The 19,138-nt window shown below is 72.2% G+C and carries 15 protein-coding genes; 5 read left to right on the top strand and 10 right to left on the bottom strand.

Annotation, left to right across the window (positions count from 1 at the left end; all coding sequences use genetic code 11):
- Positions 1-134: 134 nt before the first annotated feature.
- Positions 135-2,315 (bottom strand): DEAD/DEAH box helicase, encoded by a 2,181-nt coding sequence (locus ACWEK3_RS25065; protein WP_453250644.1) that lies wholly within the window; start codon positions 2,313-2,315, stop codon positions 135-137.
- A gap of 252 nt (positions 2,316-2,567) precedes the next feature.
- On the opposite strand from ACWEK3_RS25065, the gene ACWEK3_RS25060 reads away from it, so the two are divergent.
- Complete coding sequence (locus ACWEK3_RS25060; RefSeq protein WP_450546536.1) at positions 2,568-2,969, top strand: cupin domain-containing protein; 402 nt, start codon at positions 2,568-2,570, stop codon at positions 2,967-2,969.
- Positions 2,970-2,973: 4 nt separating this feature from the next.
- On the opposite strand, the gene purU is transcribed toward ACWEK3_RS25060, so the two are convergent.
- Genes purU through glyA form a run of 7 tightly spaced genes read right to left on the bottom strand, consistent with a single transcriptional unit; the run spans position 2,974 to position 11,801 of the window.
- Positions 2,974-3,885 carry a formyltetrahydrofolate deformylase gene (purU, locus tag ACWEK3_RS25055; RefSeq protein ID WP_453250643.1) on the bottom strand — a complete coding sequence of 304 codons (912 nt, stop codon included), beginning with the start codon at positions 3,883-3,885 and terminating at the stop codon, positions 2,974-2,976.
- A 25-nt stretch (positions 3,886-3,910) separates the two neighbouring features.
- Positions 3,911-5,287, bottom strand: a complete 1,377-nt coding sequence (locus ACWEK3_RS25050; RefSeq protein WP_453250642.1) for an L-serine ammonia-lyase — start codon at positions 5,285-5,287, stop codon at positions 3,911-3,913.
- On the bottom strand, positions 5,287-5,904 hold the full coding sequence (locus ACWEK3_RS25045; RefSeq protein WP_453250641.1) for a sarcosine oxidase subunit gamma: 618 nt from the start codon (positions 5,902-5,904) through the stop codon (positions 5,287-5,289). The genes ACWEK3_RS25050 and ACWEK3_RS25045 overlap by 1 nt, the downstream gene beginning before the upstream one ends.
- Positions 5,897-8,824, bottom strand: coding sequence for a sarcosine oxidase subunit alpha family protein (locus ACWEK3_RS25040; RefSeq protein ID WP_453250640.1), 2,928 nt, complete (start codon positions 8,822-8,824; stop codon positions 5,897-5,899). Before ACWEK3_RS25040 ends, ACWEK3_RS25045 begins: the two co-directional genes overlap by 8 nt.
- Positions 8,821-9,183, bottom strand: a complete 363-nt coding sequence (locus ACWEK3_RS25035; protein WP_450539401.1) for a sarcosine oxidase subunit delta — start codon at positions 9,181-9,183, stop codon at positions 8,821-8,823. Before ACWEK3_RS25035 ends, ACWEK3_RS25040 begins: the two co-directional genes overlap by 4 nt.
- 12 nt (positions 9,184-9,195) lie before the next feature.
- Positions 9,196-10,416 (bottom strand): sarcosine oxidase subunit beta family protein, encoded by a 1,221-nt coding sequence (locus ACWEK3_RS25030; RefSeq protein WP_361413188.1) that lies wholly within the window; start codon positions 10,414-10,416, stop codon positions 9,196-9,198.
- On the bottom strand, positions 10,413-11,801 hold the full coding sequence (gene glyA / locus ACWEK3_RS25025) for a serine hydroxymethyltransferase (protein WP_453250639.1): 1,389 nt from the start codon (positions 11,799-11,801) through the stop codon (positions 10,413-10,415). The genes ACWEK3_RS25030 and glyA overlap by 4 nt, the downstream gene beginning before the upstream one ends.
- A 97-nt stretch (positions 11,802-11,898) precedes the next feature.
- Here glyA and ACWEK3_RS25020 point away from each other — a divergent pair, with 97 nt between their 5' ends.
- The 4 genes from ACWEK3_RS25020 (at position 11,899) to ACWEK3_RS25005 (ending at position 16,367) form a co-directional block, all read left to right on the top strand.
- Positions 11,899-12,570 carry a GntR family transcriptional regulator gene (locus ACWEK3_RS25020; protein ID WP_450539395.1) on the top strand — a complete coding sequence of 224 codons (672 nt, stop codon included), beginning with the start codon at positions 11,899-11,901 and terminating at the stop codon, positions 12,568-12,570.
- A 173-nt stretch (positions 12,571-12,743) separates the two neighbouring features.
- Entirely contained in the window at positions 12,744-14,111 is a 1,368-nt protein-coding gene (locus tag ACWEK3_RS25015) for an MFS transporter (RefSeq protein ID WP_453250638.1), read from the top strand.
- 109 nt (positions 14,112-14,220) lie between these two features.
- Entirely contained in the window at positions 14,221-15,450 is a 1,230-nt protein-coding gene (locus tag ACWEK3_RS25010) for a M24 family metallopeptidase (protein ID WP_453250637.1), read from the top strand.
- Between the two features lie 86 nt (positions 15,451-15,536).
- Positions 15,537-16,367, top strand: coding sequence for an IclR family transcriptional regulator (locus tag ACWEK3_RS25005; RefSeq protein WP_453250636.1), 831 nt, complete (start codon positions 15,537-15,539; stop codon positions 16,365-16,367).
- A gap of 337 nt (positions 16,368-16,704) precedes the next feature.
- Here ACWEK3_RS25005 and ACWEK3_RS25000 read toward each other — a convergent pair whose 3' ends face one another.
- Positions 16,705-17,580, bottom strand: coding sequence for a polysaccharide deacetylase family protein (locus ACWEK3_RS25000; RefSeq protein WP_453250635.1), 876 nt, complete (start codon positions 17,578-17,580; stop codon positions 16,705-16,707).
- Positions 17,561-19,051 carry a purine-cytosine permease family protein gene (locus ACWEK3_RS24995; RefSeq protein ID WP_453250634.1) on the bottom strand — a complete coding sequence of 497 codons (1,491 nt, stop codon included), beginning with the start codon at positions 19,049-19,051 and terminating at the stop codon, positions 17,561-17,563. Before ACWEK3_RS24995 ends, ACWEK3_RS25000 begins: the two co-directional genes overlap by 20 nt.
- Positions 19,052-19,138 lie beyond the last annotated feature (87 nt).

Below are 19,138 nucleotides of genomic sequence, written 5' to 3'. Positions count from 1 at the left end.
TATCTGTGGCGAGAGACCCGTTCGGCCCGTACGGCCCGGACGTTCGGGGGCGGATCGCGGCCGGCCGTTCCACGGGGCCGGCGTGGACAAGGCGTAGGGCGCCGCGCATCGGCACATCGATACCGTCGTGCCGGTCAGCCCGTTCCGGCCTTCGCGCTCTCGGACAGGCGCCGCTGCTCCTCCTCGACGATGCGGCGGGCGAGGCCGGCGTCGGAGACGTCGACGGCGTCCGGGGTGGCGTCGGCCATGTCGCTGCGCCGGGCGAAGGCGTCGAACAGTCGTTCCTTGCGCACCAGGATGCGCAGCAGCCGGTCGTCGACGCTGTCGGCGGCCAGCATCCGGTGGACCCGAACGGCGCGGATCTGGCCCATGCGGTGGACCCGGGCCACGGCCTGGTGCTCCAGGGTCGGTTTGACCTGGGGTTCGCACAGGATCACCACGGAGGCGGCCTGGAGATTGAGGCCGATGCCGCCCGCCTCGATCTGGGAGAGCAGCACGGCGTGGCCGGACGCCGCGGTGAAGTCGTCGACCAGCCGCTGCCGTCGGGCCGCCGGGACGCTTCCGGAGATCGGCCCGAACGCGCTGTCGCCCACGGCCTCGCGGACGGCGTCGAGCACGTCCCGGAAGTAGGAGAAGACCACTGCCTTCAGCCCGTTCGCGGCGGCCTCCGCGACGAGTTCCCGCAGCCGCCGCAGCTTCGCGGACGTCTCCGGATCCGCGTAGGCGGCCCGGCGCATCGCCATGAAGTTCCCCTCGGCGACCGCCTCGCGGTAGGCCGCCCGGTCGGCGGGGCCGAGTTCCACCCACTCGTCGGTGTGCACCAGCGCGGGCAGTTCGCTGAGCACGTCCTCCTGGTTGCGGCGCAGGTAGGCGGGGGCCACCGAGTGGCGGAAGGCGTGCGGTCCGGCGGCCGCGTCGGTACCGCTGACCGCGGGCACGAGTTCGGGCCGGAGGTGGCGCAGCAGGGCGCGGAACTCCTCGACCCGGTTCTCCATCGGCGTACCGGTCAGGAACAGCACGCGCTCGCAGCGTCCGGTCCACACGGCGACCGAGCGGGATCTGCGGGTGTCCGGGTTCTTGACGTAGTGGGCCTCGTCGACGACGAGCATGCCCGGCGGTGTGCCGTCGGGCGCGGGCAGGCTGTGCAGGACGTCGAAGGTGGTGACGGCGACCCCGCCGCGCTCGCGCCACTCGGCGTGGGCGTCCTGCCGGTCCGGGCCGTGCACGGCGAGGACCCGCAGGGTGCTGCGGGCGCGGATCTCACGGGTCCAGTTGATGAGGACGCTGGCCGGGCAGACCACCAGGAAGTGGCTGTGCCCCTCGGCCGCGAGGTGGGCCAGGGCCGCGACGGCCTGCACGGTCTTGCCCAGGCCCATCTCGTCGCCGAGGACCACCCGCCGCTGGGCGAGTGCGAAACGGGCGCCGAACTCCTGGTAGCCGCGCAGGGACACCCGGCGGTGGGTGTCGTCGAGCCGCTGGGCGTGGACCCGTTCGGCCACCTCCGACGGGACGAAGCCCTCGCTCGCGGCGGCGTCCGGGCGCTGCTCGGATACCTCGGCGAGCAGGCTGTAGTACTCCGCGGGGCGCAGTTCGAAGTCGACCCAGGCCTCGATGTCGGAGGCGGCCGGGCGCAGCAGGTCGGTGGAGGCCTGGGCGATCAGCAGGCGTACGCCGGTGGCGGTCGCGTCGGTGAGCAGTGCGCCGAGTTCGGCGGCCGCGGCCAGGGCGCGCTCGCGGCGCTCGCGGCGGGCCAGTGCCAGCCGCAGCCGTCCGCCGGCCGGCCGGGCCGCGGGCAGCAGCTCGGCCAGCCGGGTGTCCAGCCGCTCGGCCGTGTCCAGGGCGCGGCGCAGTTCGGGGCCGGCCTCGACGAGCCGGTGCAGGGCTACCACCAGGGCGGTGGTGCGGGGCTCGGGATGGTCGACGTCGATGCGGACGGTGACGGTGTCGGCCACGGCCCGCGCGATCTGCCGGGCGGCGGCCAGCGCCCGGTCGGCGGTCTGCTCGCCCACGCCGGGCACCTGCCGCAGTTCGTAGCGGCTCGCCTCGTGCACCGCGCGTACCGTGCGCAGGCCCGCCGCCTCCACGGCGCCGAGGCGCAGCCGTCCCTCGGTGACGTCCCTGAGCCGTGCCACGGGGATGGACTCCAGCTCCAGGGCGACGAGTTCGGCCCGCAGGGGCTCGAAGGCCGCGCGGACGGCGGCCACGGCGCCGGCATGGTCCGTGCGCAGGCTCCGCGCCGCGTCGTGCAGCCGCGCGCCCTGCTCGCACACCTCGCGGACCCCGCGTCCGGCCCGCGGCGGAACCTCCCCCTCCACGTCACCCCCGTCTCTCCGTACCGCACGGGCCTCCCCGCCGTGCGGTGCGCGTCCATCGTGGCACGCGGCACCGTCACCGGGCGGACGGCCTGGCGGCCCACGGGCAGGACGGCGGTCGACGAGCGGCGAAGTGGGGTGCGTCACAGTGGCCGTGACGGCCGGCCCGCGCGGGCCCACCATGGTCGTCCCGCCGCGCCCCGCGGCTTCCGCACGAGCGCGGGACGCAGAAGCAGAGGAAGGCAGGAGACTCGGATGCCACCACGGAAGTACCCCTCCGCTCCGCTGGAGCCGCGCCCCTCGGGCCTCATGGGTCGTGTCTTCGTCCCGGCCGGCGACGGCCCCCGGACCTCTCCCGCGGTCATGGAATGGGAACTGCGGGGCGAGTCGTGGACGGACGAGCATCCGCACGACGAGTTCAACTACGTCCTGGAGGGCCACTTGTTCGTCGAGTGCGACGGAGTCACCGTCGAGGCGCGCGCCGGTGAGGCCGTCCAGGTCCCCACCGGCGCCGCGGGCCGGTACTGGGCACCGGAGTACGCGCGCCTGCTCGCCGTGTACGGCCCCAACCCCGAGGGCCTTCCGAGCCGCGTGCACGAGCACCGGCGGCTGGCCGAGGATCAGCCAACCAACTCATCCGATTCGCAGGACGGTTGAGCGGTCACTGGAGCACCACGGTGCGCCGGCCGTGGACCACCACCCGCCCCTCGCAGTGCCAACGCACCGCCTTGACCAGTGCGGCCGACTCCATGTCCCGGCCGACTGCGACGAGGTCCTCGGGGGTGTGGGTGTGGTCGACGCCGATGACCTCCTGGGCGATGATCGGCCCCTCGTCGAGGTCTGCCGTGACGTAGTGGGCGGTCGCGCCCACCACCTTGACGCCGTGCTCGTATGCCTGGTGGTAGGGCTTGGCACCCTTGAAGCTCGGCAGGAAGGAATGGTGGATGTTGATCAGCCGGCCGGCGAGCCGCGCGCACAGGCCGTCGGACAGCACCTGCATGTAGCGGGCGAGGACGACCAGTTCCACGCCGAGTTCGTCCACGATGCCGAGCAGCCGCTCCTCGGCGGCCCCCTTGGTGGCAGCGGTCACGGGGAGGTGGAAGTGGGGGATGCCGTACCACTGGGCGAGTGCCTCGTGGTCGCGGTGGTTGGAGACCACCGCGACCACGTCGATCGGCAGGTCGCCGGAACGGGCGCGGAAGAGCAGGTCGTTGAGGCAGTGGCCGTAGCGGGACACCATGATCAGGACGCGGCGCCTGGAGCCGGCCGGTTCCAGCCGCCAGCGCATGGCGAAGGGGGCCGCCACGGCGGCGAAGTCCCGGCGCAGGACGCCGATTTCGTCCCCGCCGCCGGCGGCGGAGGTGAACCGCACCCGCATGAAGAAGTGGCCGCCGCGGCGGTCGCCGAACTGCTGGTTGTCGGCGATGTCGCAGCCGTGGTCCACCAGGTAGCGGGTGACCGCGTGCACGATGCCGGGAGCCTCCGGGCAGTCGAGGGTGAGCACGTGCTCGACCGGAGGGGCCGGGGAATCCGGTGCGGCCCGGGTGGCCGGGTTGGCCGGGGTGTCAGCCATGGCGACGGCAACTCCCTTCTGTACGTCAGCACTCGATGACGTTGACGGCGAGGCCGCCGCGGGCGGTCTCCTTGTACTTGGCCTTCATGTCGCGGCCGGTGTCTCGCATGGTCCTGATCGCCTTGTCCAGGCTGACCTTGTGGATGCCGTCGCCGGCGAGCGCGAGCCGGGCCGCGTTGATCGCCTTGACGCTCGCGACAGCGTTGCGCTCGATGCAGGGGATCTGCACGAGACCGCCCACCGGGTCGCAGGTGAGGCCCAGATTGTGCTCGATCCCGACCTCGGCCGCGTTCTCCACCTGGGCGGGGCTGCCGCCGAGCACTTCGCACAGCGCCCCCGCCGCCATGGCGCAGGCCGATCCGACCTCGCCCTGGCAGCCGACCTCGGCGCCGGAGATGGAGGCGTTCTCCTTGAACAGGATGCCGATGGCGGCGGCGGTCAGCAGGAAGCGGACGACGCCGTCCTCGTCGGCGCCGGGCACGAAGCGCGCGTAGTAGTGCAGTACGGCGGGCACGATCCCGGCCGCCCCGTTGGTGGGCGCGGTCACGATGCGGCCGCCCGAGGCGTTCTCCTCGTTGACGGCGAGCGCGAACAGGTTCACCCAGTCCATGCCCCGCAGCGGGTCCGTGCCGTCCACGGCGGCGGCGCTCAGCTCACGGAAGAGCCCCGGCGCGCGGCGCGGCACGCGCAGGCCACCGGGCAGGACGCCCTCGCGGCGGCAGCCGCGGTCCACGCACGCCCGCATCACCGCCCACAGGTCGAGCAGTCCGGCACGCACCTCCGCCTCGGACCGCCAGGCCCGCTCGTTGGCGAGCATCACCTCGCTGATCGACAGGTTCCCCCGGGCGCAGATGTCGAGCAGTTCGGCACCGGAGGCGAACGGGAAGCGCACCGGCGTGGTGTCGGCGACGACCCGTTCGGCGCCGGTGGCCCCCTCGTCGACGACGAAGCCGCCGCCCACCGAGTAGTAGGTGCGCGCGGCCAGTTCCCGGCCGTCCGCCGCCAGGGCCCGGAACACCATGCCGTTGGGGTGGGCGGGCAGGGACCTGCGCCGGTGCAGCACCAGGTCCCGGTCGCCGTCGAAGGGGATCCGGTGCTTGCCGCCGAGCAGCAGCGTGCCGCCGGCACGCACCGCCGCGACCCGGTCGTCGGACCGGTCGGTGTCGACGGTGGCCGGGTCCTCGCCCTCCAGGCCGAGGACCACGGCCTTGTCAGAACCGTGGCCGCGGCCGGTGGCGCCGAGCGAGCCGTACAGCTCCGCCCGGACGCCGGCGGCGTCGTCCAGCAGCCCGTCCCGCTCCAGCAGCCCGACGAAGCGCCGGGCCGCCCGCATCGGCCCCACCGTGTGTGAGGAGGAGGGGCCGATGCCGACCGAGTACAGGTCGAAGACGCTGAGGGCCATCACGGCACCTCGGCGCCCTGGAACTCGCTCATCGCGTCGATGAGCCAGCGGGCCAGGTAGTCGGCGAACGAGGGCCGCGGGAGGAGCCGGTAGGCCTTCTCGCCGGTCTGCCAGAGCACCACCGGAACCGGTCCGACCTGCGTGGACACCGCTCGGCCAGGCCCGAAGGAGCGCGGGTGCAGGTCCAGGGCGCAGCCCTTCTCCAGGACCGCGCGGGCTGAGGGGCCGCTCAGCTCCAGCGTGGTCCGGTTCGCCGACACGTCGACGACCGCGCCCGGGGCGCCGGCAAGCGCGTCGAGCAGTTCGGCGAGCAGCCCCGGCCCTTCGCTCTGCGACAGCACGAGCCATTCGTCGGGGCCGAGCCACAGCGTGGAGTGCGGGCCGGACCGCGCGGTCGCGCCGCAGTGGCCGGGCAGCGGCGCGCCGAGCACCGAGCCGATGCGACCGGCCGCCTCGGAGGCGGGGTCGACGCGCAGGCTCACCATGGTGACGAAGGGCCACTCCTCCAGCGACACACCGCGCTCCCCCGTCACCGTGGCGGCGCGCATCCGGTCCCGGAGGTGCGTCAGGGGACTGCGGCGCAACACCGCGGGTCCCGCGTCGGTCGGCTCAGCCATCTCGCTTGGTCCCTTCGGGGTCGTAGAGCACGGGGTCGGCGACCAGGACGGGCACCAGGTCGTCGCCGACCGGGGCGAGCAGGGTCTGGCCGATGCGGTTGCGTCCGTCGGCGACGAGCGCGAGGGCGAACGGCCTGCCGAGGGCCTGGCTGTGGTAGCTGGAGGTGACGTGGCCGAGCATCGGCACCGGCCCGTCCTGCGGGGTGACGGCGACGTCCGGCGCGACGATCTGGGAGCCCTCCGGCAGCCGGGTGCTGCCGTCGGCGGGCAGCAGGCCGACCAGGTGCTTGCGATCGGTGCGGGCGGTGTCGGGGCGGCTGTAGGAGCGCTTGCCGATGAAGTCCTTCTGCTTGGAGACCGCCCAGGACATGCCCGCGTCGTGCGGGGTGACCGTCCCGTCGGTGTCCTGGCCGACGATGACGTAGCCCTTCTCGGCGCGCAGCACGTGCATGGTCTCGGTGCCGTACGGGGTGATGCCGTACGGCTGTCCGGCCGCGTGCACCTGCTCCCAGACGGCGAGGCCGTACCACGCGGAGACGTTGATCTCGTAGGCGAGTTCGCCGGAGAAGGAGATCCGGCAGATGCGGGCGGGAACGCCGGAGGCCAGGGTGGTCCCGCGGAACGTCATGAACGGGAACGCCTCGTTGGACAGGTCCAGGTCGGGGGCGAGCCGGGCGACGACCTCGCGGGACCGGGGGCCGACGACGGCGATCGTGCTCCACTGCTCGGTCACCGAGGTGCAGCGCACGTCGAGTTCGGACCACTCGGTCTGGAGCCACTCCTCCAGCCAGTCCAGTACGGCGGCGGCGCCGCCGGTCGTGGTGGTCATGAAGTAGCGGCCCCCGTCGAGGCGCAGGGTCACACCGTCGTCGAAGATCATGCCGTCGGGCTTGCACATCACGCCGTAGCGGGCGGAGCCGGGCTTGAGCTTCTTGAAGGCGTTGGTGTAGACGCGGTTGAGGAACTCCCCGGCATCCGCGCCCCGGATCTCGATCTTGCCGAGGGTGGAGGCGTCCATGAAGGCGACGCCCTCGCGGGCCGCGCGGCACTCGCGCGCCACCGCCGCGTCCATGTCCTCCCCCTCCCGGGGGTAGTACCACGGCCGCTTCCACTGCCCCACGTCCTCGAACTCCGCGCCGTGCGCGACGTGCCAGCCGTGGATCGCCGTCGTGCGCTCCGGGTCGAACAGGTCGCCGCGCTCGCGTCCGGCGAGGGCGGCGAAGGCCACCGGGGTGTACGGCGCCCGGTAGGCGGTGGTGCCGATCTCGCCCGGGGATGCGCCCTCGCCGAGGGCGGCGGCGATCACGCCGATCGCGTTGACGCCGGAGGTCTTGCCCTGGTCGTTGGCGGTGCCGAGCGAGGTGTAGCGCTTGACGTGCTCGACACTGCGCATCCCGGCGCCGGTGGACCGCCAGACGTCGGCGATGGTGACATCGCGCTGGTGGTCGACGAAGTGGGTGTCCCAGGTGCCGGGATCGCCGACTGAGCCGTCGGGGCCGTCGGGGCCGTTGCCGGGTGCGGGCACCAGCCACAGCGCGCGCACCGGGGCGCGGTCGCGGGCGTCGCCGGCCGGCGGGGCGGGGACGGGCGCCGGGAACCCGGCGTCGGTGGCGGCCTGCGCACCGGCGCGGGCCCCTTCGGCGAGCGCGCCGTCGAGGTCGTACGTTCCGCGGGCCGCACCCGCGATGTGCTGGTCGCGCACCGTGCCGTCGGGGACGAAGGCGGCCAGGTCACCGTCCCAGCGCAGCTTCCCCTGGCGCTGGCTGTGCAGGTGCACCACCGGGCTCCAGCCGCCCGAGACGGCGAGCAGGTCGCAGTCGAACGAGGCGGGCTCGCCGGTGAGTTCCCCGGCGTCGTCGAGGGCCTGGACGGTGACGCCGGTGATCCGGCCCTCGCCCGCGGTGCCGGTCACCGCGCTGCCGGTCAGCACCTTGACGCCGGTCGCCACGGCGACCTCGGCCGCCCGCCGCGACAGTTGGGGCCGCGCGTCGACGACGGCGGCGATCGGGACGCCGGCCGCGTGCAGGTCGGCCACCGTGTCGTAGGCGCTGTCGTTGGTGGTGCTCACGACCGTGCGCGAGCCGGGGGCCACCGCGTAGCGGTTGACGTAGGTGCGCACGGCGGAGGCGAGCATCACGCCGGGGCGGTCGTTGCCGGCGAACACCAGCGGCCGTTCGTGGGCGCCGGTCGCCAGGATCACCTGGCGGGCCCGGATGTGCCACAGCCGCTGGCGCGAGACGCCCGCGGCTGCGTCGGGGGCGCCGGCGCCGAGGTGGTCGGTGCGCCGTTGCAGGGCGAGGACGTAGTTGTCGTCGTAGGAGCCGAAGGCGGTGGTGCGGGCCAGCACGACGGCCTCGGGCGCGGCGTCGAGGGCCGCGCGCATGTCGGCGACCCGGTCGAGGGCGGCCTGCTCGCCGACCGTCCCGGTGCGCCCGGACAGCAGCGAACCGCCGGACTCGGGCTGGTCGTCGAGGAGGATCACGCGGGCGCCCGAGCCGGCGGCGGCGACGGCCGCCGCGAGTCCGGCCGGGCCCGCTCCGACGACCAGGACGTCGGTGTGCGCGTACTTCTTGTCGTAGACGGCGGGGTCGGGGTTGGGGTCGAGCCGGCCCATCCCGGACAGGGTGGTGGCGGACAGCCCGTCGTACAGCTCGACGGCCGTCGCGGGCAGCATGCTCTCCGAGCACGGGCCGTCGAGCTGGAGCAGGGCGTTGGGCTCCTCGACTCCGGCGGAGACGATGCCGCGCGGGCGGCCCCGGTAGAGAGACGCTCCGACCTCGACGACACCACTGGCCAGCAGGGCGGAGGCGACGGTGTCGCCGGGGTGGCCGGTCCACTGCCGTCCGTCGACGGTGAACCGCAGCACGGTGCCGCGGTCGACGCGGCCGCCGTGCGGCAGACGGAATTCCTGGTCGGTCATCGGTTCCCTCCGGCCGGATCGGCGGACTGGCGAAGGCCGCTCCGCCCGGGAAGCCCGGCAAGCCCCCGAAGCCCAGGGAGATCGGAGAGATCGGGGCGGGGCTCGTCGAGCCGGTAGACGGCGAGCACTTCGTAACTGACGGTGTCGCGAACGACGTTGAACCAGCGGCGGCAGCCCGTGGAGTGCACCCACCGCTCGGCGAAGGGGCCCTTGGGGTTGTCCCGGTAGAAGACGTACTCGGCCCACTGCTCGTCGGTGAGATCCCCCGGGGCCTCGGGGAAGGGGATGTGGGCCTGGCCGCCGTAGTGGTACTCGGTCTCGTCCCGTGGACCGCACCAGGGGCAGTTCAGCAGCAGCACGGTGTCCTCCTCTCAGTGGGCCACGGCCGCGGCGCCGTGCTCGTCGATCAGGGCGCCCGTGGTGAAGCGGTCCAGGGCGAAGGGCTTGTTCAGGGGGTGCGGCTCACCGGTGGCGATGGTGTGGGCGAAGGTCCAGCCTGCGGCCGGGGTCGCCTTGAAACCGCCGGTGCCCCAGCCGCAGTTGACGTAGAGGTTCTCCACCGGAGTGGTGCCGATGATCGGGGAGGCGTCCGGGGTGACGTCGACGATGCCGCCCCAGGTGCGCAGCACGTGCGCGCGGGCGAAGACGGGGAACAGTTCGACGGCGGCGGCCATCTGGTGCTCGATCACATGGAACGAGCCGCGCTGGCCGTAGCCGTTGTACGCGTCGACGCCCGCGCCCATGACCAGCTCGCCCTTGTGCGCCTGGGAGACGTAGACGTGCACGTGGTTGGACATCACGACGGTGGGGTGCACCGGCTCGTGCAGTTCGGAGACCAGCGCCTGGAGCGGGTGCGACTGCACCGGCAGCCGGAACCCGGCCCGTTCGGCGAGGACGCTGCTGTGCCCGGCGCCCGCGAGTCCGACCCGGCCGGCCAGGATGCGGCCCCGGCTGGTCTCCACGCCGACGACCCGGTCGCCGTCCTTGACGAAGCCGGTGACCTCGCAGCCCTGGACGAGGTCGACGCCCATCTCGTCGGCGCGGCGGGCGAGCGCCCAGGCGACGTGGTCGTGCTTGGCGATGCCGGCGCGCGGCTGGTAGGTGCCGCCGAGGACCGGGTAACGGGTGGTGGGCGAGACGTTGAGGATCGGACAGACCTTGGCGACCTCGTCCGTCTCCAGCCATTCGGCGTCGACTCCGTTGAGGCGGTTGGCGTTGACGCGGCGCACGCCCTCACGGACGTCCTGGAGGGTGTGCGCGAGGTTGAGCACGCCGCGCTGGCTGAACAGGAAGTCGTAGTCCAGTTCCTCGGGCAGCCGCTCCCACAGCTTGAGGGCGTGCTCGTAGATGGCGGCGCTCTCGTCCCACAGGTAGTTGGACCGGATGATGGTGGTGTTGCGGGCCATGTTGCCGCCGGCCAGCCAGCCCTTCTCCAGGACCGCGACGTTGGTGATGCCGTGGTTCTTGGCGAGGTAGTAGGCGGTGGCCAGGCCGTGGCCTCCGGCGCCGACGATGACGACGTCGTAGGAGGAGCGCGGCTCGGGGGTGCGCCAGAGCCAGTCGGGATGCTCCGGCAGCGGGGTGGCGGTCATCCGGCGGTTCCGTTCTGCTCGGCGGGTCCGGTCGGGAGGGCGGGTCCGGTGGGGTCGGCGTTCGCGGTCCGGCCGTCGGGGGCGGTCCGGTCGGCGTAGAGCGGGAACTTCTCGGCGAGCGCGGTGACCCGGCCGCGCAGCAGTCCGGCGCCCTCGTCGGTGAGCTCCTCCTCCTTCAGGGCGCGGGCGATGATGTCGGCGACCTCGCGGAACTCCTCCGCCCCGAAGCCGCGGGTGGCCAGCGCGGGGGTGCCGATGCGCAGGCCGGAGGAGACCATCGGCGGGCGGGGGTCGAAGGGCACGGCGTTGCGGTTGACGGTGATGCCGACGCGGTGGAGGCGGTCCTCGGCCTGCTGTCCGTCGAGCGCCGAGTCGCGCAGGTCGACCAGGACGAGGTGGACTTCCGTGCCGCCGGTGAGGACGGAGATCCCGGCCTCGGCGACGTCGTCGGCGAGCAGCCGGCCGGCGAGGATCCGGGCGCCCTCCAGGGTGCGCCGCTGGCGGTCCTTGAACTCCTCGCTCGCGGCGACCTTGAAGGCGACCGCCTTGGCGGCGACGACGTGCTCCAGGGGGCCGCCCTGCTGGCCGGGGAAGACCGCCGAGTTGATCTTCTTGGCGAGTCCGGCCCGGCTGAGGATCACACCGCCGCGAGGACCCCCGAGGGTCTTGTGGGTGGTGGTCGTCACGACGTCCGCGTACGGCACGGGGCTGGGGTGCAGTCCGGCCGCGACCAGTCCCGCGAAGTGCGCCATGTCGACCATGAGGTACGCGCCGGTCTCGTCGGCGATGCGCCGGAAGGCGGCGAAGTCCAGCCGGCGGGGGTAGGCCGACCAGCCGGCCACGATCAGCTTCGGCCGGTGCGCGCGGGCCAGTTCGGCCACCTCGTCCATGTCGACGCGCAGGTCGGACTCGCGGACGTGGTACGGCACGACGTTGTAGAGCTTGCCGGAGAAGTTGATGCGCATGCCGTGGGTGAGGTGGCCGCCGTGCGCCAGGTCGAGCCCGAGGATCGTGTCCCCGGGATCGAGCAGGGCGGACATCGCGGCGGCGTTGGCCTGGGCGCCCGAGTGCGGCTGGACGTTGGCCGCCTCCGCGCCGAAGAGGGCCTTGACCCGGTCGATCGCGAGTTGCTCGACGACGTCGACGTGCTCGCAGCCGCCGTAGTAGCGGCGGCCGGGGTAGCCCTCGGCGTACTTGTTCGTCAGGACCGAGCCCTGGGCCTGCATCACGGCCGCCGGCGCGAAGTTCTCCGACGCGATCATCTCGAGTGTCGACTGCTGGCGCCTGAGCTCCTCGGAGACGGCGACGGCGATCTCGGGGTCCACCGCCACCAGGGGGAGGGAGAGAAGGCCGCTTGCCTCCGTCGTCGACGGACTCGCTGCCATAGAGCACCACCTTAATATGCGACTACTCCCAGACTGATATATCAGTTGTGTGCGGTAACGTAGGACAGCCGACGGAACGGGTCAAGGGGGTAGCGCGATGGATCGGACAGAGGCCTCGCCGGCGACCGCCGAGGAGACGCTCACCCTCGCCGAGCGCGCGTACCGCGACATCCGCGACCGGCTGATCATGCTGGAGATCCCGCCCGGCGCCCCGGTGAACGAGGATCTGCTCGCCCAGAGCGTCGGCTTCGGGCGCACCCCGGTGCGCGAAGCCCTCAAGCGGCTCCAGCACGAGCGGCTGATCGTGGCCTACCCGCGGCGTGGGACCTTCGCCACCGAGGTCAACATCACCGACCTCGCCCATATCTCCGAGGTGCGGCGCCAGTTGGAGCCGATGGCGGCGGCATGTGCGGCCGAGCGCGCCACGGCCGCCGACCGCGAGGCGCTGGGCGCGCTGCTGCGGCGACTGGAGGGCGAGGACACCCCCGGGCAGGGCGCGGACGCCCTGATGCGCCTGGACCTGCGGGTGCACCGCGCCATCTACGCCGCGACCCGCAACCCGTACCTCGAGGACACCCTCGTCCGCTACGACAACCTGGCCACCCGGATCTGGTGCCTGTTCGTGAACCGGCTGCCCGGCATGGCGGGGCACGTCGTCGAGCACGGACCGCTGCTGCGGGCCATCGTCGACGGCGACCCGGGCAAGGCCTCGGAACTCGCGCGAAGCCATGTCGTGGGCTTCGAGCGGGCGATCCGCGAAGCGATCTGAGCGCAACAACCCCCTCAGCCGCCGGCCTCAGACCGGCGGCTTGTTGCGTTTGACGCAACAGGGATGCTCTTACGGAAAAACCATGAGGGAATCCCTTGCGCGAGCCCAGGGCTCCACTTACGTTGTGCAACACCGTTGCTGGATATGCAACTCCATGTTGGGGAGTCCGTTCCATGAACGACCAGCCAAACGCCCCGGTGCGGCCCCAGCCGCCCGATCCACCCCCGCCGCTCGCCCCCTCCGCCGACGACATGGCCGGCTCACCCGCCGACGGCACCGCGGTACGCCGCCGCGTGGTGGCGGCCAGCTTCATCGGCAACTTCGTCGAGTGGTTCGACTACGCCGCCTACGGCTATCTGGCGGCGACCATCTCCACGGTCTTCTTTCCCGACACCGACCGCACGACGGCCCTGCTGGCGACCTTCAGCGTCTTCGCCGTCTCCTTCCTCGTCCGCCCCCTCGGCGGTTTCGTCTGGGGACACATCGGCGACAAGGTCGGCCGGCGCAGCGCGCTCTCGCTGTCCATCGTGATCATGTCGGTGGCGACCTTCTGCATCGCCCTGCTGCCCACGTATCACGCGGTCGGCCTGTTCGCACCCCTGCTGCTCCTGGTGGTCCGGGTCGTCCAGGGGTTCTCCGCCTCCGGTGAGTACGCCGGCGCCTCCGCCTTCCTGGTCGAGTACGCGCCCGCCGGACGGCGCGGTCTGTACGCCTCCGTGGTCCCGGCCAGCACCGCCTCGGGACTGCTGCTCGGCTCCCTGCTCGCGGCCCTGCTCACCGGGGTCCTCTCCGAGGACCAGATGCACGGCTGGGGCTGGCGCCTGCCCTTCCTGCTCGCCGCTCCGATGGGCCTGATCGGCCGCTACATCCGGATGCGGCTGGAGGACACCCCGGCGTTCCGCGCCCTGGAGGAGCAGGACGTCGTGCGGACCCCGGCCAAGCAGATGCTGCGCGCCAACCGGCGCCCGCTGGTCCTCGCGATGGGCGCCACCGTGCTCAACGCGGTCGGCTTCTACATGCTGCTCAGCTACATGCCGACGTACCTGTCAGAGGAACTCCACTTCGGCACCACCGAGTCGTTCCTCGCCACCACCATCTCGCTCACGGCGTACATCGCCTTCGTCTTCCTCACCGGCCTGGCCTCGGACCGGTTCGGCCGGAAGAAGATGCTGATCACGGCGTCCTCCCTGTTCACGCTGTGCACCGTGCCGGCGTTCATGCTGCTGGACGGCGCCGGGCTGCTGACCGTCATCGCGATCCAGGTGCTGCTCGGCGGCATGCTCACCCTCAACGACGGGACGCTGCCGAGCTTCCTCGCCGAGCAGTTCCCGACCCGGGTCCGCTACAGCGGTTTCGCCATCAGCTTCAACCTGGCGAACGCCCTCTTCGGCGGGACCGCGGCGTTCGTCGCCACGCTGCTCATCTCCTGGACCGGCAGCAGCCTCTCCCCCGCCTGGTACCTCGTCGCCGCCGCGCTGGTCTCGCTCTGGGCCGTCCTGGCCTCGAAGGAGACCTCACGCGAGCCGCTGCGCGAGCACTGAGGACCGCCCCACCGCCACCGGACCGCTCTTCTTCCCCGGTCGAAGGAGAGATGCCGGACCGATGAAGAACCAATGAAAGCCGACGAGAACCGACGCGAAGGAGTTACCCGTGTCCGCTGCCGACCTCGAGCGCCTGAAGCTGATCCGCAACGGTGAGAAGGAGCGACTGACCTTCTCCGACGCCGAGATGGAGCGCCGGCTGTCGATGCTCCGCAAGGCGATGGCCGAAACGGGCGCCGACGTCGCCCTGTTCACCTCGTACCACAACATCAAGTACTACTCCGACTTCCTCTTCACCTCCTTCGGCCGCCCCTACGCGCTGATCGTCACCGCGGACGACCAGATCACCGTCTCCGCCAACATCGACGCCGGCATGCCGTGGCGGCGCACCTTCGGCGACAACGTCGTCTACACCGACTGGCACCGCGACAACTACATCCATGTCATCAAGGAGACGCTGAGGGGGCGGGCCGTCACCCCGCGCCGGATCGGCGTCGAGCACGACAGCCTGCCGCTGGACACCCTGCGGAAGTTCGAAGCCGCCTTCCCCGGCACGGAGTTCGCCGACATCGCGCAGGCCGCCATGCGGCAGCGGATGGTCAAGTCGGATGAGGAGATCGCCCTGATCAAGGAGGGCGCGCGGGTCGGCGACCTGGGCGGCGAGGCCATCCGCGCGGCGATCCACGAGGGCGTCCCGGAGTACGAGGTCGCGCTGGCGGGCACCGACGCCATGGTCCGCGAGATCGCCCGCGCGTACCCGCACACCGAGATCCGCGACACCTGGGTGTGGTTCCAGTCGGGCATCAACACCGACGGCGCCCACAACTGGCCCACCACCCGCAAGGTGGGCCGCGGCGACATCCTGAGCCTCAACTGCTTCCCGATGATCTCCGGTTACTACACCGCGCTGGAGCGGACCCTCTTCTACGGCGAGCCCGACGCCCGGTCGCTCGAACTGTGGGAGGTCAACGTCGAGGTGCACCGGCGCGGTCTGGAACTGATCAAGCCGGGGATCAGCTGCGCGGAGATCGCCCACACGCTCAACGAGATCTACATCGGCCACGGCCTGCTGCCCAACCGCACGTTCGGCTACGGCCACTCGTTCGGTGTGCTGTCCCACTACTACGGCCGCGAGGCGGGGCTCGAACTGCGCGAGGACATCGACACCGTGCTCGAACCGAACATGGTGGTGTCCATGGAGCCGATGATCATGGTGCCCGAGGGCGAGCCGGGCGCCGGTGGTTACCGTGAGCACGACATCCTGGTCGTGACCGAGAACGGCGCCGAGAACATCACCAAGTTCCCCTTCGGCCCCGAGCACAACATCCTGGGCGTCTGACCGGGAACCCGACGGCACGCGGTGCCGCACCGGCCCCTCGGGGCGGCGCGGCACCGCGCAGTGCCGTGCACACCGAGGGAGCGCCCATGGCGGACAGGCGGACGGACCCTAGCCGCGAGGACACGGCAACGGCGGAGAACCGGGGGATCTCCGCCCTGCGCAACGGGATCTCCGTCCTGCTCTGCTTCAGCGCGCGGGAGCCCCTGCTCGGGGTCACCGACATCGCCGCCCGGGTCGGTCTGCACAAGAGCACCGTCTCCCGCGTCCTCGCCACCCTGGAGCAGGCCGGCCTGGTCGAACGGGCCGCCGATTCCCGGCGTTTCCGGCTCGGCCTGGGCGTCATCGCCATGGCCGGGCCCTTGCTCGCGGACCTCGATGTGCGCCGCGTCGCCCACCCGGTGCTGCGGGAGTTGACCCGGCGCACCGGTGAGACCTCGGCGCTGATGCTGTGGAACGGCTCCGAGGCCGTGTGCGTCGAGCAGGTCCCCAGCCCTCACGAGGTCAAGCACACCACCGCGCTGGGCACCCGGTACCACACCGCCGCCAGTTCGTCGGTGCGGGTGTTCCTGGCCCAGTTGCCCGGCGGCACCGTCCGCGCCCTGCTCACCAGCGGCACGCTGGTCCTGCCCGGGCTCGACGAGACGGCGGTGGAGGCGTATCTGTCCCAGCTCGACGCGATGCACGGGCAGGGCTACGCCACGAACTACGGGGAGACCTCGTTGCAGGAGGCGGGCGTGGCCGCACCGGTCTTCGACCACCGCGGCGAGTTGGCCGCGGCCGTCCTCGCCTCGACGCCCCGCTTCCGCGTCTCCCCCGACCGGCTGCCGCTTCTCGGCGAGGCGGTACGCACCGCCGCCGCCCAGGTGACCCGCCGACTCGGCGGCCACAGCCCGGACGGGCCACGGCAACGGGGGTGACCGCGCGGAACGCGCGCCGCCCGCCCGTGAGCCACCCTCACCGCACCGAACGCCCAACACCGAACCCGCCGCCCCCCCCCGGCCCGCCCCGGCCGTGAGGACAGCCCGGCCCGAACGGATGGGTCAGGCCCATCCGAGGGCGGCCCGGACACGTCGCACTCCTGGCTGTGCCACAGCGCACGGTACGAGCCGCCGGAGGCCGGACGGCGGCACGGCCTCCGGCGGCCACAACCCCGGACACCCGGCCGCCGGAGGCCGAACGCGCCGAACTCCCGGCGGTCCGCCCAGGCGGTTCCGCGGGAGCTCAGCGCGTTCGTCGGGCGCTGCCCGGCCGGTGCTAGCCGTGGGTCATGGTGAGTGAGTCGGGTGCCTCGATGCGCTCGATGCGTCGGACCTCCTTGACGGTCCCGGCCGTGTGGGCCGCGATCTGCTCCAGCGTGGTGATCCACATGCCGTCCAGGGCGCGCACGTCCTCGATCAGCCGTTCCAGGGCCGCCGCCCGGGAGGGGCGGCCGGAGATGAAGGGGTGGTTGGTCAGGACGAAGCAGCCGCTCTCGGCGTGGTGCGCCTGCGCCTCCAGCAGCCACATCTCGTGCACCTTGCGCGGGCTCTCGATCACCCCGCTGCCCGTCCAGCCGGGGTAGAAGGCGTACTGCTCCCAGTCGTCCAGGCCCCAGTCGACGGGGATCTCGACCAGGCTGCCCGCCGCCCCAGTGCCGTGCAGCCGGTACGGCGTGTCGCCGTCGAGCAGGCTGGAGTCGTACTGGAAGCCCCGCTCGATGAGCAGGTCCGGGGTGTGCCAGTTCATCTCCCACCACGGGGCCCGGTAGCCGGCCGGGCGGATGCCGAGCCGGTCCAGCGCCTCCAGGCCGCGGTCGAGGTACTCGGCCTCCCGCGCCGCGCCGATGCCCCGCATCGGCTCGTGGAGGTAGCCGTGGTGCGCCACCTCGTGCCCCTCGTCGACGATGCTCCGCACCATGTCGGGATAGGTGTCGGCGGTGAATCCGGGGACGAAGAACGTGGCCTTCACGTCCTGGCGCCGCAACAGTCGCAGCAGCCTGGGCACACCGACCCGCGGGCCGTAGGCCTGGTGGGTCATCAGCGACATTCGCGACGAGGCCGAGGGGTCGTGCGCGAGGACGCACGACTCGGCGTCGACGTCGAAGGTGAACGCGGCGGCGGCGCGGCGACCGTCAGGCCAGGGGAAGTTCATCGTCGGTCCTTTCCGGGACGGAGGGGAGGACAGCGGACCGGGCCGGGCGTGCCGCACGCGGTCCGAGCACCGCGTAGACCGTCGCGCTGGTGACCCCGCCGGCCAGCCACGACAGGTCCACGCCGCCGAGGGCGACGGCGACGGGCCCCTGGAAGACCGGGATCACCCCGTACATGAACAGCCAGGTGGCGAGGACGCCGGCGAAGAACGCGGTGTAGCCGGCCCAGTTGACGTCGGGCAGCCGCCTGGTGCCGACGGGGTCGAAGAGCCGGTCGACCTGGATCGAGCCGCGCTCGACCCGGTAGTAGTGGACGAGCATGATGCCGCCCCAGGTGGACACCCAGGCCACCAGGCCGACCAGCCAGGTGTCGAGGACGGAGGCGAAGTCCGACTGGTAGATGAAGAAGACCACGGCGACCATGGACAGCACGCCGACCACGCTGCTCAGCGTGCGCCGCGGCACCCGGATGTCCAGGGCCTGGGTGGCGACGGTGAAGGTGTAGATGTTCAGGATGTTGGTCGCCACGGGGCCGTGCAGGACGAGCAGGAGCACGGGGATGGCGAGCGCCCCGAAGTTGTCGACGATGAGGCGGCCCGGGTCGACGGAGCCGTTCTTGGTGGCGAGGGTGGCGCCGAGCACCCCCAGCCACACCACGGGGATGAACTGCCCCAGGGTGCTGGCCAGATAGAGCCTGCGCCGGGGCATGCCGGTGCTGACGAAGCGCGAGTAGTCCGCGGCGTAGGTGAACCAGGTGATGCCCCAGCCGATGCCGATCGCGGTCATCACTCCGGTCATGGCGGCCAGGCGCGCGCCGCCGGTGAGCACGTGTCCGGGCGGGCCCGCGTACGACCAGTCGATGTGGAGGAAGAACCAGGCCACCACCGACATGGCCACCAGGACCACGATGGTGGGCGGTACCGTCCAGCGTTCGAAGGCGGAGATCGCGCGGTAGCCGATCCAGGAGATGCACACCTGGACCGCCATGATCACGGCCGCGACCGCGATCTTCCACGCGTGGTTGGCACCGTGCGGATCGACCAGGCCGAGCTTGCCCAGCAGGGCCATGACGAGGTCCAGGATGATCCATGTGTTGACCGAGCACCAGCCGATCGCCAGGAACGCCTGGATGCCGGCGGGCAGATAGTTGCCGCGGCGTCCGAAGGCGGCGCGCCCCAGGACCATGCCGGTCACACCGGTGCGCTGGCCCATGAGGACGAAGACGCCGAAGAAGGCCATGCCGATGAGGTTGCCGACGACCAGCACGATGAGCGTGTCGGACAGGCCCAGACCGAGTTTGACGCCGAGCGCCCCCAGGACCCAGTTGATGGGAGCGATGTTGGCGCCGCACCAGATCCAGAACTGGCCGGACACGCTGTTGGTCCGGGCCGACTCCGGGACGGGCTGCAACGCGGCCTCGACCTCGGGGACGGTGGACGGTGGCGGGGACGAGGGTGCGGAAGAAGCAGACATGGGTTGACCCCCAGGTTGAGACGGCCTGTTCGCACGCTGGGGCGGGCCGCTTGCCCCGCAATCCTGGTGGTCCCGGTCACACGGAAC

This window comes from Streptomyces sp. NPDC004721, assembly GCF_053601495.1.
The sequence above is the reverse complement of the archived record's forward strand: the minus strand, read 5'-3'. Positions and strand labels throughout refer to the sequence as shown.

What these genes read in the sequence shown, in the direction of transcription:
- ACWEK3_RS24995 (WP_453250634.1), bottom strand. Translation starts at nt 19,051, where the DNA reads ATGTCTGCTTCTTCCGCACCCTCGTCCCCGCCACCGTCCACCGTCCCC.
- glyA (WP_453250639.1), bottom strand. Translation starts at nt 11,801, where the DNA reads ATGGCAGCGAGTCCGTCGACGACGGAGGCAAGCGGCCTTCTCTCCCTC.
- ACWEK3_RS25050 (WP_453250642.1), bottom strand. Translation starts at nt 5,287, where the DNA reads ATGGCCCTCAGCGTCTTCGACCTGTACTCGGTCGGCATCGGCCCCTCC.
- ACWEK3_RS25015 (WP_453250638.1), top strand. Translation starts at nt 12,744, where the DNA reads ATGAACGACCAGCCAAACGCCCCGGTGCGGCCCCAGCCGCCCGATCCA.
- ACWEK3_RS25020 (WP_450539395.1), top strand. Translation starts at nt 11,899, where the DNA reads ATGGATCGGACAGAGGCCTCGCCGGCGACCGCCGAGGAGACGCTCACC.
- ACWEK3_RS25060 (WP_450546536.1), top strand. Translation starts at nt 2,568, where the DNA reads ATGCCACCACGGAAGTACCCCTCCGCTCCGCTGGAGCCGCGCCCCTCG.
- ACWEK3_RS25005 (WP_453250636.1), top strand. Translation starts at nt 15,537, where the DNA reads ATGGCGGACAGGCGGACGGACCCTAGCCGCGAGGACACGGCAACGGCG.
- ACWEK3_RS25000 (WP_453250635.1), bottom strand. Translation starts at nt 17,580, where the DNA reads ATGAACTTCCCCTGGCCTGACGGTCGCCGCGCCGCCGCCGCGTTCACC.
- ACWEK3_RS25040 (WP_453250640.1), bottom strand. Translation starts at nt 8,824, where the DNA reads ATGACCGACCAGGAATTCCGTCTGCCGCACGGCGGCCGCGTCGACCGC.
- ACWEK3_RS25045 (WP_453250641.1), bottom strand. Translation starts at nt 5,904, where the DNA reads ATGGCTGAGCCGACCGACGCGGGACCCGCGGTGTTGCGCCGCAGTCCC.
- ACWEK3_RS25030 (WP_361413188.1), bottom strand. Translation starts at nt 10,416, where the DNA reads ATGACCGCCACCCCGCTGCCGGAGCATCCCGACTGGCTCTGGCGCACC.
- purU (WP_453250643.1), bottom strand. Translation starts at nt 3,885, where the DNA reads ATGGCTGACACCCCGGCCAACCCGGCCACCCGGGCCGCACCGGATTCC.